Origin of the sequence: Streptomyces sp. STR69, from assembly GCF_024519455.1 — a bacterium.
Lineage (GTDB): Bacteria > Actinomycetota > Actinomycetes > Streptomycetales > Streptomycetaceae > Streptomyces.
Genome location: NZ_JALJRY010000014.1, coordinates 61669 through 78936 on the forward strand (window position 1 = coordinate 61669; position 17268 = coordinate 78936).

The 17268-nt window shown below is 70.1% G+C and carries 13 protein-coding genes; 11 read left to right on the forward strand and 2 right to left on the reverse strand.

What is annotated here, in order from left to right; translation table 11 throughout:
• Window positions 1-61 precede the first annotated feature (61 nt).
• From OC490_RS25665 to OC490_RS25680, 4 genes are all read left to right on the forward strand, one after another.
• On the forward strand, window positions 62-1171 hold the full coding sequence (locus OC490_RS25665) for an NAD(P)H-dependent flavin oxidoreductase (protein ID WP_262060351.1): 1110 nt from the start codon (window positions 62-64) through the stop codon (window positions 1169-1171).
• Window positions 1168-2718, forward strand: coding sequence for an acyl-CoA synthetase (locus OC490_RS25670; protein WP_262060352.1), 1551 nt, complete (start codon window positions 1168-1170; stop codon window positions 2716-2718). The genes OC490_RS25665 and OC490_RS25670 overlap by 4 nt, the downstream gene beginning before the upstream one ends.
• Before the next feature lie 92 nt (window positions 2719-2810).
• Window positions 2811-4307, forward strand: a complete 1497-nt coding sequence (locus OC490_RS25675; RefSeq protein ID WP_262060353.1) for an acyl-CoA synthetase — start codon at window positions 2811-2813, stop codon at window positions 4305-4307.
• Window positions 4308-4589: 282 nt separating this feature from the next.
• A complete protein-coding gene (locus OC490_RS25680) occupies window positions 4590-4856 on the forward strand; it encodes a hypothetical protein (protein ID WP_410098968.1) in 267 nt (88 codons plus the stop codon).
• On the opposite strand, the gene OC490_RS25685 is transcribed toward OC490_RS25680, so the two are convergent.
• Window positions 4834-6774 (reverse strand): sulfatase, encoded by a 1941-nt coding sequence (locus OC490_RS25685; RefSeq protein ID WP_410098970.1) that lies wholly within the window; start codon window positions 6772-6774, stop codon window positions 4834-4836. The two genes, OC490_RS25680 and OC490_RS25685, sit on opposite strands and share 23 nt — an antisense overlap.
• 131 nt (window positions 6775-6905) lie before the next feature.
• Window positions 6906-8525: an acyl-CoA synthetase gene (locus OC490_RS25690; protein ID WP_262060354.1), complete on the reverse strand. Its 1620-nt coding sequence runs from the start codon at window positions 8523-8525 to the stop codon at window positions 6906-6908.
• 167 nt (window positions 8526-8692) lie between these two features.
• Here OC490_RS25690 and OC490_RS25695 point away from each other — a divergent pair, with 167 nt between their 5' ends.
• From OC490_RS25695 to OC490_RS25725, 7 genes are all read left to right on the forward strand, one after another.
• Window positions 8693-9493, forward strand: a complete 801-nt coding sequence (locus tag OC490_RS25695; protein ID WP_262060355.1) for a crotonase/enoyl-CoA hydratase family protein — start codon at window positions 8693-8695, stop codon at window positions 9491-9493.
• Between the two features lie 113 nt (window positions 9494-9606).
• Complete coding sequence (locus OC490_RS25700; protein ID WP_262060356.1) at window positions 9607-10551, forward strand: Zn-ribbon domain-containing OB-fold protein; 945 nt, start codon at window positions 9607-9609, stop codon at window positions 10549-10551.
• The gene (locus OC490_RS25705; RefSeq protein ID WP_262060357.1) at window positions 10551-11615 is read left to right on the forward strand and encodes a thiolase domain-containing protein; all 1065 of its coding nucleotides are present in this window, start codon (window positions 10551-10553) and stop codon (window positions 11613-11615) included. Before OC490_RS25700 ends, OC490_RS25705 begins: the two co-directional genes overlap by 1 nt.
• Window positions 11612-12778: a thiolase domain-containing protein gene (locus OC490_RS25710; protein WP_262060358.1), complete on the forward strand. Its 1167-nt coding sequence runs from the start codon at window positions 11612-11614 to the stop codon at window positions 12776-12778. The genes OC490_RS25705 and OC490_RS25710 overlap by 4 nt, the downstream gene beginning before the upstream one ends.
• 82 nt (window positions 12779-12860) lie before the next feature.
• A complete protein-coding gene (locus OC490_RS25715) occupies window positions 12861-13103 on the forward strand; it encodes a DUF397 domain-containing protein (RefSeq protein ID WP_019069076.1) in 243 nt (80 codons plus the stop codon).
• Between the two features lie 116 nt (window positions 13104-13219).
• Complete coding sequence (locus OC490_RS25720; protein WP_262060359.1) at window positions 13220-14137, forward strand: universal stress protein; 918 nt, start codon at window positions 13220-13222, stop codon at window positions 14135-14137.
• Between the two features lie 144 nt (window positions 14138-14281).
• On the forward strand, window positions 14282-17194 hold the full coding sequence (locus tag OC490_RS25725; protein ID WP_262060360.1) for an ATP-binding protein: 2913 nt from the start codon (window positions 14282-14284) through the stop codon (window positions 17192-17194).
• Window positions 17195-17268: the final 74 nt, after the last annotated feature.

Sequence of the window (17268 nt, forward strand, 5' to 3'; positions counted from 1 at the left end):
AATCTGACGGAGCATCAGAAAAGGTCTTCCGTCGTCCGGAGGACTGCGGCATTCTGCGCCCATGCAGACGGAGTTGAGCAAGAAACTGGGAGTCGAGCACGCCATTTTCGGCTTCACGCCGTTCCCCGCCGTCGCCGCGGCCATCAGCCGGGCCGGCGGTTTCGGCGTGCTCGGCGCGGTCCGCTACACCGCCCCCGACGACCTGAAACGCGACCTGGACTGGCTTGAGGCGCACGTCGAAGGGATGCCGTACGGCCTCGACGTCGTCATGCCGGCGAAGAAGGTGGAAGGCGTCACCGAGGCCGAGGTCGAGGCGATGATCCCGGAAGGGCACCGGCAGTTCGTCACCGAGACCCTCGCCAAGTACGGCGTGCCCGAACTCGCCGAGGGCGAGGTGTCCGGCTGGCGCATCACCGGGTGGATGGAACAGGTCGCCCGCAACCAGCTCGACGTCGCCTTCGACTACCCGATCAAGCTGCTCGCCAACGCGCTGGGCTCCCCACCGGCCGACGTCGTCGCCCGCGCCCACGACCAGGACGTCCTGGTCGCCGCGCTCGCGGGCAGCGCCCGGCACGCCCGCAAGCACGCCGAGGGTGGCATCGACATCGTCGTGGCCCAGGGCTACGAGGCGGGCGGACACACCGGCGAGATCGCGACCATGGTGCTCACACCCGAAGTCGTCGACGCCGTCGACCCGTTGCCGGTACTCGCCGCGGGCGGCATCGGCAGCGGACAGCAGGTGGCCGCCGCGCTCAGCCTCGGCGCCCAGGGTGTGTGGCTGGGCTCCATATGGCTGACCACCACGGAGGCCGATATGCACTCGGCCGGCGTGACCCGCAAACTACTCGCCGCCGGGTCCGGCGACACCGTCCGCTCCCGCGCCCTGACCGGGAAACCGGCTCGCCAACTGCGTACCGAGTGGACCGACGCCTGGGACGACCCGGACGGCCCTGGCACCCTCCCCATGCCGCTGCAGGGCCTGCTTGTCGCCGAGGCCGTCTCGCGCATCCAGAAGTACGAGGTCGAACCACTGCTGGGCACCCCCGTCGGCCAGATCGTCGGCCGTATGAACAGCGAACGCAGTGTCCAGGCCGTCGTCGACGACCTCACCCGCGGCTTCGAGCACGCCGTCGACCGCATCAACCGCATCGCCGGAAGGAGCGGCCAGTGAGCACACCCCCCGCCGGCTTCTGGGCCCAGGCGGCCCAGGACCCCGACCGTACGGTCCTCATCGCGCCCGACGGCGAGGAGTGGACGGCCGGCCGCCTGCACGCCGCCGCCAACCAACTCGTCCACGGTCTGCGCGCCGCCGGACTCGAACGCGGCGACGCCTTCGCCGTCGTCCTGCCCAACGGTGTCGAGTTCTTCACGGCCCATCTCGCCGCCACCCAGGCCGGGTTCTACCTCGTCCCGGTCAACCACCATTTCGTCGCCCCCGAGATCGCCTGGATCGTCGCCGACTCCGGCGCCAAGGTGCTCATCGCGCACGAGCGGTTCGCCGAGCCCGTCCGCCAGGCCGCCGACGAGGCCGGCCTCCCCGCCACCCACCGGTACGCCGTCGGCACCGTCGAGGGCTTCCGGCCGTACGCCGAACTCCTCGACGGACAACCGGAGTCGGCGCCCACGGACCGCACGCTCGGCTGGGTCATGAACTACACCTCCGGCACCACCGGCCGCCCCCGCGGCATCCGCCGCCCCCTGCCGGGCAAGCCACCCGAGTCGGCCTACCTCGGCGGTTTCCTCGGCATCTTCGGCATCAAGCCGTTCGACGACAACGTGCACCTGGTCTGCTCGCCGCTCTACCACACGGCCGTCCTCCAGTTCGCGAGCGCCAGCCTGCACATCGGCCACCGCCTGGTCCTGATGGACAAGTGGAGCCCCGAGGAGATGCTCCGCCTCATCGACCGCGAGAAGTGCACCCACACCCATATGGTCCCGACCCAGTTCCACCGCCTCCTCGCCCTCCCCGAGGACATACGGGCGCGCTACGACGTCTCGTCCATGCGGCACGCCATCCACGGCGCCGCCCCGTGCCCCGACCATGTGAAGCGGGCCATGATCGAGTGGTGGGGCGACTGTGTGGAGGAGTACTACGCGGCCAGCGAGGGCGGTGGTGCCTTCGCGACCGCCGAGGACTGGCTGAAGAAGCCCGGCACCGTCGGCAAGGCCTGGCCCATCAGCGAACTCGCGGTCTTCGACGACGACGGCAAGCGGCTCCCGCCCGGTGAACTCGGCACCGTCTACATGAAGATGAGCACCGGCGGCTTCGCCTACCACAAGGACGAGGCCAAGACGAAGAAGAACCGCATCGGCGACTTCTTCACCGTCGGCGACCTCGGCATCCTGGACGAGGACGGCTACCTCTTCCTCCGTGACCGCAAGATCGACATGATCATCTCGGGTGGCGTCAACATCTACCCGGCCGAGATCGAGTCCGCGCTCCTTGCCCACCCCGCCGTCGCCGACGCCGCCGCCTTCGGGATCCCGCACGACGACTGGGGCGAGGAGGTCAAGGCCGTCGTCGAACCGTCCCCGGGCCACGAACCGGGTCCGGAGCTCGCCGCCGCGCTCCTCGCCCACTGCGCCGAGCAACTCGCGGGCTACAAGCGGCCGAAGAGCATCGACTTCATCACCGAGATGCCCCGCGACCCCAACGGCAAGCTGTACAAGCGGCGGCTGCGGGACCCGTACTGGGAGGGGCACGTCCGCCCTTTGTGAGGATGGCCTGTGTGGGCCCGGCACATGTGGGCCGGGCCCACCTCGACCACCCGGCTTGACCCGCCCGGGCGCCGGCCCGAGGATCATGTGTCATGACGCCCGGACACGGCAGCACGGTTGACGGGGTACTGCGACGCAGTGCCCGGCGCACTCCCGCCCGCGTGGCGGTGGACTACGGCGAGCGCTCCTGGACCTACCAGGAACTCGACGACGCCGTCTCCGGCGCGGCGAGCGTGCTCCTCGACCAGGGCCTCGCACCGGGCGACCGGGTCGGCTCCTACGGCCACAACTCGGACGCCTACCTGATCGGCTTCCTCGCCTGTGCCCGCGCGGGCCTCGTGCACGTGCCGATCAACCAGAACCTCACCGGCGACGACCTCAGGTACATCGTCGGCCAGTCCGGCAGCACGCTGGTGCTCACCGATCCCGACCTCGCCGCCCAACTGCCGGACGCCGTAAGGACGTTGCCGCTCCGGGACGCGGACGGCTCGCTGCTGGAGCGGCTCGTGTCCGCGCCGCAGTACGACGGTCCCGAGCCACGCACCGAGGACCTGGTGCAGTTGCTCTACACCTCGGGTACGACCGCGCTCCCCAAGGGCGCGATGATGACCCACCGGGCCCTGGTGCACGAGTACCTGAGCGCGATCACCGCGCTGGACCTGAGCGCCGGGGACCGGCCCGTGCACGCGCTGCCGCTCTACCACTCGGCGCAGCTGCATGTGTTTCTGCTGCCGTACCTCGCGGTCGGCGCCACCAACCTCATCCTCGACGCGCCTGACGGCGACCGGCTGTTGGACCTGATCGAGGCCGGGCGGGTGGACAGTCTGTTCGCACCGCCCACCGTGTGGATCGGCCTGGTGAACCGCCCGGACTTCGCGACCCGCGAGCTGAGCGGGCTGCGCAAGGCGTACTACGGGGCGTCGATCATGCCGGTGCCCGTCCTGGAGCGGCTGCGCGAACGGCTCCCCAAGCTGGCCTTCTACAACTGCTTCGGCCAGAGCGAGATCGGCCCGCTGGCCACCGTCCTGGGCCCCGACGAGCACAAGAGCCGACTGGACTCCTGCGGACGTCCCGTCCTCTTCGTGGACGCGCGTGTGGTCGACGAGGACGGCAAGGACGTACCCGATGGGACACAGGGCGAAGTCGTCTACCGCTCACCGCAGTTGTGCGAGGGCTACTGGGACAAGCCGGAGGAGACCGCCGCCGCCTTCCGCGACGGCTGGTTCCACTCCGGCGACCTCGCGGTACGGGACGTCCATGGCTTCTTCACCGTCGTCGACCGCGTGAAGGACGTCATCAACTCCGGTGGCGTACTGGTCGCTTCACGCCAGGTCGAGGACGCGCTCTACACCCACGAGGGCGTCGCCGAGGTCGCCGTGATCGGCCTCCCCGACGACCGCTGGATCGAGGCGGTCACCGCGGTCGTCGTCCCGCGTGGCGGGGTCACCGAGGCCCAACTCATCGACCACGCCCGCGAAAAGCTCGCCCACTTCAAGGCACCGAAGCGGGTCCTGTTCGTGGAGGAACTGCCGCGGAACGCCAGCGGCAAGATCCTGAAGCGGGAGTTGCGGGAGCGGTTCGGCGGCTGAGCGTCCTCACAGGGAGACCGGGGCAGGAGCGGTATCGGCATCGACATCGGCATTGCCGCGGGCCTCCGCTCCGGCGATGGTGTGCCGCCCAGGGCGCTCAACTGCTCGCGCAGCGCGTCTAGGACACCGGGACACGGCCGTACGGAGCCTCGTCAGTGCTGCGGGGGAGTACCCGGCGGATGATCCCGAACGGGCTGCCGACCTGGACTCCCTCCGCCACGAAATGGCCGTGCTGGAACGGGCGTTGGCCCGCGGATCCGGGACGACGGATTCGCCCTGGCGATGCGGGAGTTGGACGAGGCCTTGGCGGTCCACCCCGACCGCTCCCTCGGCTTCGGTTCCGTCCCGCTCGGCCGCCCCGACCCCATGTGGTGGGACCACATGGGGCGGATCACCATCTCCACGCTGGTGATTGCGGGTGGTCCCACCAGCGGGATTCCTCAGGACCACGAGAACCGGCCGGAGGAGTTCCTGGCGGCGGTGGAGCCGTTCCTCGCGGAGCGGAGCGACGTCCGGACGGCGACCGTCACTTCGCGAACGTCGTCATGAAGCGGTCACGGAACTTGTCCATGCTCAGCACCGGTGCGTTGTCCGCCGGCTTGAGCCCGTCCGTCCAGCCCCAGCTGGAGATCTTGTCCAGCACCTTCGGGTCGTGCGCGACGATCGTGATCGGCACATCCCGGTCGGAGGTGCCTCCGGTGACCGTCGGGACGGGCTGGTGGTCGCCGAGGAAGACCAGGACGGTGTTCTTGTTGCCGTAGCGCTGCATCCACTGGGTCAGGCTGTCCACGGAGTACTGGATGGCCTTGCGGTACTCGGTGCGCACGCGCTTCGCGCTCTTCCAGACCTCCGTGGGGTTGGTGCCCTCCTTCTTGATCTGGTTGAAGATCGTGCCGTCCCCGAGCTGGTTCCAGGGGATCGTGTGGGCGATGGGGGACCAGGGGTTGTGGCTGGAGGCGAGGATGATCTCCGCCATGATCGGGTCACGGTTCTTCTTGCCGTACTCCAGATCCTCGAAGGACTGCAGGCTGAACTGGTCCGGTACCGGCGTCCAGCTGAAGTACGGGCCGTTGTAGCCGAGGTGGGTGGAGTCGTAGATGTTGTCGAGGCCGAAGTACTTGCCCTCGGGCCAGGCCTTCCGCACACCGGGGACGATGCCGACCGTGCGCCAGGCACCGGTCTTTTGGAAGTAACTGGTCAGGGTCGCGCGGGTGCTGGTGGTCACGGTCCGGTACCGCTGCTGGTTCTTGACCCACAGGCCGGACAGGAACGTCGAGTGGGCGAGCCAGCTGCCCGCGCCCGTCACGGGCGACCTGAGCCAGCCGCTCTGCGAGGCGAATCCGGCCGCCTTGAGCCGGGCGTCGCCCGCCGCGAGTGTCTTGTCCATCTCCGGTGCCATCGTCGGGTCGTCGAGCGCGACCCGGCCGTAGCTCTCGATGAAGGTGAACAGGACGTCCTTGCCGCGGAGTCCGGTCAGCAGCTGGTTCGGTGGGGTCTTGGCGAAGGCGTCGACGTTGAGCTGCTTCTTGAAGACGTCGGCGTCACCCAGACCCTCGCGGACGTACTGCACCCGGTTGGCGAGGAACGTGCTGTAGCCCTTCGTGGCGAGCGTGACGCCGCCCACCTGGAAGCTCAGGGTGAAGCACATGATCCACACAACACCGAGGACCAGTGTGGTGCGTACCGCCATGGGGCGGTGCCTGGCCATCACGTCCGACAGCCGCACCATCGCGAGCGCGCTCCCCGCCAGCACGGCGATCAGCGCCAGGATCACCCCGACGATCGCGAGCACCTCGCCCGAGCGGCCGACCGAGTCCTTCAGGAAGTCCGCCGCGTCGCTCAGCAGAACCCAGTCGAAGACCAGATCGAACGGCCGGGCCAGGGTCTGGTAGAAGCCCATGTCGAGGCACTTCAGGACGGTGGACAGCCCGACGAACGCCCCGAGAACGACGGCCACGATCCGCCGTGCCTTCGCGGGCAGTACGAGCAGGACGATCGCGAGGACGATCGCCTCGACGGGGAAGCGGAAGAACGACTGGAGAGTGATCCGGTCGAGGCGGTCGGGCACGAGGAGCGCGACAATCAGCAGCACACCGGCCAGCACACTCGTACCCACCCCTACGGCACGTGCGGTACGGGGGTAACGAGCCCGCCAGCCGAACCAACCGGCGCGGGCCGGGAGTTGAGCCGATCGCTCGACGGAGTCGGCGGCGGATTCCGCCTCCGAGCCCGTGGGCTCCGCGGGCTCAGAGGTCTCGTCGGGCACGGCGGATGCCGCGAGGTCTGCGGACTTGGCCGCCTCGGTCGCGTCGGCCGGTTCGAGTTGCTCGGACGTGTCCGCCGAGTTGTCCGGCTCGGGTGGGTCCTGTGGTTCGGACGGTGCGGCGGCCTCCGTCGCCGCTGTCGAGTCGGTCTCCCCGGTGGCTTTCTGCTGTGCCAATGGGTGAGAGCGAGTGAAGAGCGGCACCCGTACGTCCTTCCGTGCTGAGCCCGGTGATGGCGTGGCGTACCTGGCCCGGGCCACCAGATCCGTCACCAGCAGTACGATCGCACGCTACCGTCAGTTCAATCCGGCCTGCGTGTTGACCCACTGTTGACTCACTGATCTGCGGCGACTGCCACCTCCCGCGCCCACCGGTAGTCCGCCTTGCCACTCGGTGAACGTTGGATCGACTCCGCGATCACCAACTGCCGCGGGATCTTGTACCCGGCGAGATGGGAGCGGCAGTGCGTCTGGATGTCGTCCAGCGACGGCCGTACCGAACCCGTGCGCAACTCCACGACGGCTGCCACATGGTTGCCCCACCGCTCGTCGGGCACCCCGGCCACCAGCGCGTCGTAGACATCCGGATGCGACTTGAGCGCCTGCTCGACCTCCTCCGGATACACCTTCTCCCCACCGGTGTTGATGCACTGCGAGCCACGGCCGAGCACCGTGACGACGCCCTCCTGGTCCACGGTCGCCATGTCGCCGAGCAGCACCCATCGCCTGCCGTCCTTCTCGAAGAAGGTCTCGGCGGTTTTCCCCGGGTCGTTGTAGTAGCCGAGCGGTACATGGCCGCACTGGGCGACCCGGCCGATCTCGCCGACGGCGACCGGTTCGTTGGTGGCCGGATCGACCACCTGGGTGCGGGAGTTGACCCGGATGCGGAAGGACTGCCCGGCCCCGGAGTCCGCCGTCGCCGTGCCGTTGAAGCCGGACTCGGACGAGCCGTAGTTGTTCAGCAGCATCGTGTTCGGGAGCAGTTCCTGGAACTGCCGGCGCACCGTCTCCGACATGATCGCGCCCGACGACGAGACACTGAACATCGACGAGCAGTCCGTGCCCTTCATCGGCCCGTTGAGTGCGTCGATGAGCGGTCGCAGCATCGCGTCGCCGACCAGGGACATGCTGGTGACCTTCTCCTTCTCGACGGTCCGCAGCACCTCCTCCGGCTCGAACTTGCGGTGGATCACGATGCGTTGGCCGAAGTTGAAGCCGATGAACGCGGTGAGAGTGGAGGTGCCGTGCATCAGCGGAGGAGTGGGGAAGAACGTGATCCCCGCCCCGCCGGCCGCGACCCGCTCGGCCAACTCCTCGGGCCTCTTGACGGGTTCACCGGTCGGCGCGCCACCGCCGAGCCCCGAGAAGAAGAGATCCTCCTGGCGCCACATCACCCCCTTGGGCATCCCGGTCGTGCCGCCGGTGTAGATGATGAACTGGTCGTCGCCCGAACGGGCCGGGAATCCCCGCTCGGGAGACCCGGTGGCCTCCGCGTCCGTGAAGGCCACGGCCGGTACTTCCGGGGCGCCTTGGGCCGGTGTGCCCACTCGGACCAGGTGTCGAAGCTTCTGCGCGCGAGGCAGCGCGGCGGCCACCCGCTCGGTGAACTCCGTGTCGAAGACCAGCGCCACGAGATCGGCGTCCCGGTAGAGGTACACCAACTCCTCTTCGACATACCGGTAGTTGACGTTGACCGGAACGACCCGTGCCTTCAGGCAGCCCAGCACCGCCTGCAGGTACTCGATGCCGTTGTAGAGATGGAGCCCCAGATGCTCACCCGGGCGTATCCCGGTGTCGATCAGATGATGGGCGATGCGGTTCGCCGCCGCGTCCAACTCGGCGTAGGTCAGGCGGCGTTCCGCGCCCGTGCCCGGGTGGTCGATGTACACGAGCGCCTCGCGGTCCGGGACCACGTCGACGACCGACTCGAACAGGTCGGCAATGTTGTACTCCACCACTCCTCCTGACGTCGGTTCGCCGGTCATCAGAGCAAAGGGCGCGGCAACTGTGAAGGGTCCGCGCAGAAGAAATCTGACTGAGTGTCAGAAACCTCTTGTACTGGCAGGGCAGCTCCTGCAACCTGTTCTCGTTCCGGAGGCGGTACGGCGACGGGAGGACGGCAATGGGCGGTACGGAACACCTGACCGTGCGACGCGAAGGCGCCACACTGGTGCTCACGCTCAACAGGCCCGAGGCCAAGAACGCGCTCTCGCTGCCGATGCTGGTCGGCCTGTACGACGGCTGGATCGAGGCCGACGCGGACGACGAGATCCGCTCGATCGTGCTGACCGGCGCGGGGGGCGCGTTCTGCGCGGGTATGGATCTCAAGGCGCTGGCCGGGAAGGGCATGGAGGGGCAGCAGTACCGAGATCGGCTTGCCGCCGACCCTGACCTGCACTGGAAGGCGATGCTGCGGCATCACCGGCCGCGCAAGCCGGTGATCGCCGCGGTTGAGGGCCACTGTGTGGCCGGCGGCACGGAGATCCTGCAAGGGACCGACATCCGGGTCGCGGGGGAGTCAGCGACGTTCGGGCTCTTCGAGGTCAAGCGCGGGCTGTTCCCGATCGGGGGCTCAACTGTCCGTCTGCAGCGGCAGATTCCGCGTACGCATGCTCTGGAGATGCTGCTCACCGGTCGGCCGTACAGCGCGCGTGAGGCGGCGGACATCGGCCTTGTCGGGCATGTCGTGCCCGACGGGACGGCTCTCGCCAAGGCGCTGGAGATCGCCGAACTCGTCAATGGGTGCGGGCCGTTGGCTGTCGAGGCGGTCAAGGCGTCGGTGTATGAAACCGCCGAGCTGACCGAGACGGAGGGGCTCGCGGCCGAACTGAAGCGGGGGTGGCCGGTGTTCGACACCGCCGATGCGAAGGAGGGGGCGCGTGCCTTTGCGGAGAAACGGCCGCCTGTTTATAGGCGGGCGTAGGCGCTCCGCTGCTCGGGCGGATTTCGTCTGCGGGTTCGTTGTGGCTGGTCGCGCAGTTCCCCGCGCCCCTGGGTGGGGACAGTCGGCCCGCATCTGTTTAGTGAGGAGATGTCGTGCCTGAAGTGCTGAAAGCCCCCCTGACCCTCGAATTTCCCTTTACCCGCTCCCTCGGGCCCGTCCAGAGCGCCTTTCTCACCGGGCTGCGTGAACGCGTTGTCCTCGGTGTGAAGACCGGTGACGGTCGTACCCTCGTGCCGCCCGTCGAGTACGACCCCGTCACCGCCGAGGAGATTCGCGATCTCGTCGAGGTCGGGGCCATCGGCACCGTCACCACCTGGGCCTGGAATCACGAACCCCGTCGTGGGCAGCCCCTCGACACCCCCTTCGCCTGGGTCCTGGTCCGCCTCGACGGCGCCGACACCGGCCTCCTGCACGCCCTCGACGCCCCCGGACCCGACGCCGTCCGCACCGGCATGCGCGTCCGGGTCCGGTGGGCCGAGGAGCGCACCGGTGCCATCACGGACATCGCCTGCTTCGAGCCGTACGACGGTGACGAGACGGGGCAACCCGCCGACCACACCGGTGAGTTCGAGAACATGGTCACCGGCATCGTGGCACCCGCCCGCCTCGACTACGTCTACTCGCCCGGTCGTGCCCAGACCGACTACATCCACGCGCTCTCCGGACAGCGCACCGTCGGCGAACGCTGCCCCTCCTGCCGCAAGGTGTACGTCCCGCCGAGGGGTGCGTGTCCCACATGTGGTGTCGCCACAGCGGAACATGTCGAAGTGGGTCCGCGCGGCACCGTCACCACGTTCTGCATCGTCAACATCAAGGCGAAGAACCTCGACATCGAGGTGCCGTACGTCTACGCGCACATCGCCCTCGACGGCGCCGACCTCGCGCTGCACGGACGGATCGGGGGTATCCCGTACGACCAGGTGCGGATGGGGCTGCGGGTCGAGGCGGTGTGGAGCGAGGGGGGCCGTTACCCGGACCACTACCGGCCGACCGGCGAGCCCGATGCCGACTACGACGCCTACAAGGAGCTGCTGTGATGCCTGGAGCTGCCGCGATGCGTGAGATAGCCGTCGTCGCCTTCGCGCAGACCGACCACCGGCGCACCACCGACGAGCTCTCCGAGGTGGAGATGCTGATGCCGGTCCTGCACGGCGTCCTCGAACAGACCAGACTGAAGACCGCCGACATCGACTTCACCTGCTCCGGGTCCAGCGACTATCTCGCCGGCCGCGCCTTCTCCTTCACCCTCGCACTCGACGGCGTGGGCGCCTGGCCACCGATCTCCGAGTCCCATGTCGAGATGGACGGCGCCTGGGCGCTCTACGAGGCCTGGACCAAACTCCTCACCGGTGATGCCGACACCGCGCTCGTCTACTCGTACGGCAAGTCGTCCCCCGGCTCCGTACGCGACGTCCTGACCCGGCAGCTCGACCCGTACTACGTCGCCCCCCTGTGGCCGGACTCCGTCGCCCTCGCGGCCCTCCAGGCGCAGGCCCTCATCGACGCGGGTGACACCGACGAACCGGCGCTCGCCGCCGTGGCCGCCCGCAGCCGGACCGACGCGAGCGCCAACTCCCATGCGCAGGTGCGCGGTTCGGTACCGCAAGGGGACTACGTCGTACGGCCGCTGCGTACCGGTGACTGTCCGCCGATCGGTGACGGCGCCGCCGCCGTCGTCCTCGCGGCCGGGGACCGGGCCCGTGAACTGTGTGAACGGCCCGCCTGGATCAGGGGGATCGACCACCGCATCGAGGCACACGGCCTGGGCGTACGGGAGTTGACGGACTCGCCGTCCACGCGGCTGGCCGCCGAGAAGGCAGGGGCTTTTGAACGGCCCGTCGACACCGCCGAGTTGCACGCGCCGTTCACCGCGCAGGAGGTCGTCCTGCGCAAGGCCCTGCGTCTTGGGGACGACGTGCGCGTCAACCCGTCCGGGGGAGCCCTCGCCGCGAACCCCGTCATGGCCGCCGGGCTCATCCGCATCGGCGAGGCCGCCGCCCGCATCCACCGGGGCGAGTCCGACCGGGCCCTCGCCCACGCCACCTCCGGCCCCTGTCTGCAACAGAACCTGGTCGCCGTACTCGAAGGGGATCCGCGATGAGCAAGGAGCCCGTGGCCGTCGTAGGGATCGGCCAGACCAAGCACGTGGCCGCGCGCCGGGATGTGTCGATCGCGGGGCTGGTGCGCGAGGCGGCTCAACGAGCCCTGGACGATGCCGAGTTGACGTGGGCCGACATCGACGCCGTGGTCATCGGGAAGGCGCCCGACTTCTTCGAGGGCGTCATGATGCCCGAGCTGTATCTCGCCGACGCGCTGGGCGCCGTGGGCAAGCCCATGCTGCGGGTGCACACCGCCGGTTCCGTGGGCGGGTCGACCGCGCTGGTCGCCGCGAATCTCGTCGCGGCCCGTGTGCACGGCACTGTCCTCACCCTCGCCTTCGAGAAGCAGTCCGAGTCGAACGCCATGTGGGGACTGTCCCTGCCGATCCCCTTCCAGCAGCCGCTGCTGGCGGGCGCGGGCGGTTTCTTCGCCCCCCATGTGCGTGCCTACATGCGGCGCACCGGAGCGCCCGACACGGTCGGCTCCCTGGTCGCGTACAAGGACCGGCGCAACGCGCTGAAGAATCCGTACGCCCATCTCCACGAGCACGACATCACCCTGGAGAAGGTCCAGGCCTCGCCGATGCTGTGGGACCCGATCCGCTACTCGGAGACGTGCCCCTCCTCGGACGGCGCCTGCGCGATGGTCCTCACCGACCGGGCGGGTGCGGCCCGCGCACCACGTCCGGCCGCCTGGATGCATGGTGGCGCCATGCGGAGCGAACCCACACTGTTCGCCGGCAAGGACTGTGTGTCGCCGCAGGCAGGCAAGGACTGCGCGGCCGACGTGTACCGGCAGGCGGGGATCGTCGACCCGCGCCGGGACATCGACGCCGTCGAGATGTACGTGCCGTTCTCGTGGTACGAGCCCATGTGGCTGGAGAACCTCGGATTCGCCGACGAGGGGGAGGGCTGGAAACTCACCGAGTCGGGGGTGACCGAGCTGGACGGCGACCTTCCCGTGAACATGTCAGGAGGGGTGCTCTCGACCAATCCGATCGGCGCCTCCGGCATGATCCGCTTCGCGGAGGCCGCGCTTCAGGTGCGCGGCCAGGCCGGAGAACACCAGGTGGAAGGGGCCCGACGGGTTCTCGGGCACGCCTACGGCGGCGGATCCCAGTTCTTCTCGATGTGGCTCGTGGGCAGCGAACCGCCCGCCTCCTGAAAGGTCCCCCTCACGTGGCCTGTTGGCATCAGAAGCCGATCGCTAGGCTGGCCGCGGACGACGAACCGGGAGGAGCACGGACGTGGCCGAGAGCACCATCCAGCAGCACCCGCTTGCGGGCTGGGACAAGCCGGAGCTGGACCTCAGTGACGCCGAGTGGCATTCAGGCAGCCGTGGACTGGGGGATGTCCAGATCGCCTTTGTCGAGGGATTCATCGCGATGCGCAACAGCGGCCGCCCGGAAAGCCCTTCCTTGATCTTCACGCCCGCGGAATGGGGCGCGTTCGTGTCGGGGGCGCGGGAAGGGGAGTTCGACCTGACCTGAAGGGCGTACCACCAGTTTTTCCGGACACGCGACCTTGAGTGCCCTTCCGGAGCCGGCGCCTGAGCCAGGCTGGCCCCGGAGGGGAAGGTCCCGTCACTCCGGAACTGAGGAACCCCATGAGCACCCCCAAGAGCACCCTGCCGGTCATCGCGGCGGTCGACGGTTCGGACGACAGCCTGCGCGCCCTGGACTGGGCCCTCGACGCCGCGCGTGGACGCGGGGCGCCGCTGCGGGTCGTCCATGTGTGGCAGTACGCCGCCGCCTGGACACCGCCCGGCGTCCTGGTCGCCGGACCGCCCGACCCGGCCGAGGACGAGGTACTCGCCCAGGTCCGCACCTACCTCGACGGGCGCCCCGACCGACCGGTCATGGAGTACCTCCGGCTGCAGGGCGCACCGGGTGCCGTAGTGCCCGAACTCGGCGCCGGCGCCCAGTTGTTGGTGCTCGGCTCCCGTGGCCGCGGCGGCTTCGCCAGCCTGCTGCTCGGCTCCAACGGCATGGCCGCCGCCCGCGACGCCGACTGCCCCGTCGTCGTGGTGCCCCGCCCCGGACGCGAGGTGCGCGACGCGCCACCGGCCGAGCCCGGACCCCGGGTGGTTGTCGGTCTGCACGTGGACAGTCCCGACGACACCACCCTCGCCTTCGCCTTCGCCGAGGCCGCCCGGCGCGGAGCCCGCCTCCAGGTCGTCGCCGCCTACCCGTGGCCGCCGCAGGCCTGGGTGTCCGCCGGTGAACTCGTCCCGCCGGTCATCGACCAGGACGCCATCGAGAACGAGACCCGCATCCTCACCGAGGCCCTCCTCGCCCCGCACCGCAAGGACCACCCGGACGTCCGCGTCGAGCCGTACGTCGCACCGGGCGACGCGGCCGGTCACCTGGTCGCCGCCTCCAAGGACGCGGACCTGGTCGTCGTGGGCCGCCATCGCCGCCGCCTGCTGGCCCCGGCCCGGCTGATCGGCTCGGTCACCCAGGCGGTCCTGCTGCACGCGGCGAGTCCGGTCGCGGTGGTGCCGCCGAAGGCGTTGGAGGAGTGAGGCCGGTCCACACGAAACCGGTCGGTACGCCTTCTCCGACAACCGGGTCGTGACACCCCTGGAGAGCGTACGCTGAGGTCCCTGTAGCTCACGGTATGCGTTCGCTCCCCGCGCGGACGCGCCCGCCGTGGCAGGGGGTATGGGATGGGACAGCGGAGCGCGCGCGGCAACAGGACGCTCTTCGAACGGGAGGGTGAACTCTCCGCCGTGGACGACGCGTTGGGCGAGCTCACCGGCCTGCGCACGGACGGCGCCGAGCCGGGACACCGGCCCCGGGGCGCCCTGCTCGCCTTCGCGGGACGGGCCGGCATCGGCAAGACCACCCTCCTCACCGAGGTACGCCGCCGCGCCACCGCACAGGGCTGCACCGTGCTGTCCGCGCGAGGCGGCGACCAGGAACAGCGCGTCGCCTTCCACGTCGCCCGCCAGCTGCTGCAACCGCAGTTCGCCGGCTCCGCCGACGCCGATCTCCGTACCGCGCTGGGGAGTTGGTACGACATCGTCGGCCCCGCCCTCGGTCTGTGCGCCCCCACCGAAGGCTCACCGCCCGACCAGCAGGGCCTGCGCGACGGCCTCGACTGGGTGCTCACCCACCTCGCGGTGAAGCGCGCCCCGATGGTCCTGGTCCTCGACGACGCGCACTGGGCCGACCCCGAATCCCTGGGCTGGCTGGCCGCGTTCGCGCCGCGCGCCGAACAACTCCCGCTGCTGGTCGTCGTCGCCTACCGTCCCGACGAACTCCCCGCCCACGCCGAGTCGTTCAGAGGACTGCCCGGCCGGGCCGGCGGACGCCCCCTCGACCTGGAACCGCTCAGCGTCGACGCCGTCGCCGGCCTGGTGCGCGAGACACTCGGCGAGCACGCCGACGACGCGTTCTGCCGGGAGTGCTGGGCGGTCACCGCCGGGAACCCGTTCGAGACCGTGGAACTCACCGCCAAGATCCACGACCGGGGCCTGACCCCCACCGAGTCCGGGGCCCACCAGCTGCGCGATCTCGCCGCCGCCGTCAAGGGCAGCGGCCTCATCACCCGCCTCGAACGCCTCGGCACCTCGACCGTCCGTTTCGCCTGGGCCTGCGCGGTCCTCGGCACCGAGACCCGTCCGACGCTCGCCGCCGCCGTCGCCGGACTCGGCCACGAGGAAGCCGCCGACGCCGCCGAGGCGCTGCGCGGCGCCCGTATCCTCACCGGCACACCGACCGTCGAGGGCACCCTCGAATTCGTCCACCCGCTCATCGCCACCGCCGTCTACCGCGCCATCCCCTCCGGCGTCCGCGTGGCCCTGCACGGCCAGGCCGCCTGGTGCGTCATCAACGACGGCCAGGGCCCCTCCGCCGCCGCCCGTCACCTCATGGAGACCCACCCCGACGGCGACAACTGGGTCGTCCAGCAACTCCGCGCGGCGGCCGGCGAGACCCTGCGCGCCGGCGCCCCCGACACGGCCTGCCGCTATCTCGCCCGCGCCCTGCGCGAACCCCCGCCCTTCGACGACCGGGCCGCCGTCCTCTACGAACTGGGCAGCGCCTCCCTGCTCACCGAACCGGCGACCACCGTCAACCATCTGCGGGCCGCCCTCGAAGAGCCGATCAGCGACGCGGGACTGCGGCAGAACATCGTCTACCGGCTCTCCCAGGTCCTCGCCCACAGCGACCGCCTCGCCGAGGCCTCCGACACCCTCGCCCGCGAGATCCGCGTCACCGACGACGCCCGGGTCAAACTCCGCATGCTCTCCGAGCAGTTCATGTGGGACGCCTTCCGCGCCGACGAACCCGACCACCCCTCGCGCTCCCGCCGCCTCACCAAACTCGCCGACCGCCTCAAGGGCCGCGACCTCACCGAGCGGTACATCATCGGCCTGCGCACCTGGGACGCCGTACTCCGTGGTGAACCCGCACATGTGGCCCTCCACCATGCCGAGCGCGCACTCAATGGTGGCCTCGGCTGGGCGGAGGCCGACCGCGGCTTCGAAGTACCGGTGCTGGTCGCCCTCGCCCACATGTACTGCGACCGGCCGGGCCGGGCCGAGGAACTCTTCGCCACCGGCATCGCCGACTTCGAGCAACAGGGCTGGCGCGGCGCCCACCTGGCCTTCGGCTACACCCTCCTCGGCTACCTCCGCTACCGGCGCGGCCGGCTCGCCGAGGCCGAGGACTTCGCCCGCGCGGGCCTGCGCCTCGCCGAGCGGGTCGGCCCCGGCACCCCCGTCTACTGGTACGGCACCGGCGTCCTCATCGAGGTCCTGCTCGCCCGCGGCCGGGTCGCGGAGGCCGCGCAACTCGCCGAGGACCACGCCTTCGCGGAACCCTTCCCGGCAGCCGTCGTCTTCCCGGACGCCCAGACCGTGTACGGCGAACTGCTGCTGGCGCGCGGCCTCGTCAAAGCAGCGGCCGAGGAGCTGGCAGCCGCCGGCCGCCGCCTCGACCCGCGCGGCATCCGCAACCCCGCCTGGTGCCCCTGGCAGCTCCACCTGGCCCGCGCCGAGCGCCACGAGACCCCCGAGCGCGCCGTCGCCACCGCCCACGAAGCGGTCGCCCGCGCCCGCCAGTTCGGCACCGCGTCCGCCATCGGCCAGGCTCTGCGCGTCGCCGCCGAGGTCTCCTCGGGGTCGGCCCGCGCCAAGCTCCTGGAGGAGTCCGTCGCCCACCTCGAACGCTCCCTGGCCGCCTACGAGTTGGCGTGCGCGCTGGTGGCCCTCGGCACCGAACTCCGCCGCACCGGCCGCTCCAGGGAAGCCGCCGACTACCTCTACCGAGGCCTCGACGCGGCCGTCCAGTGCGGCGCCGACGGCCTCGCCGACACCACCCGAGCCGAACTGGCCGCCGCCGGCTTACGCCCCCGCCGCCTCCACAGCACCGAAACAGACACCCTCACGACCGACGAACGCACAGCGGCAACCCTGGCCGCCCACGGCAGCACCGACCACGAGATCGCCGTAGAACTCGACACGGACGAACAGTCGGCAGTACGCCTACTCTCAGCGGCCTACAGAAAACTGGGCACAGACCGCACAGGCCTCGAAACGGCACTGTTCCAGCCAACGGAAGGCCGACTTGCCTAAGGGCGCGGGGAACTGCGCGCTCAACCCCCACACACCCGCACCCGACCACGGCTACATCGCCGAACGGCACCCCG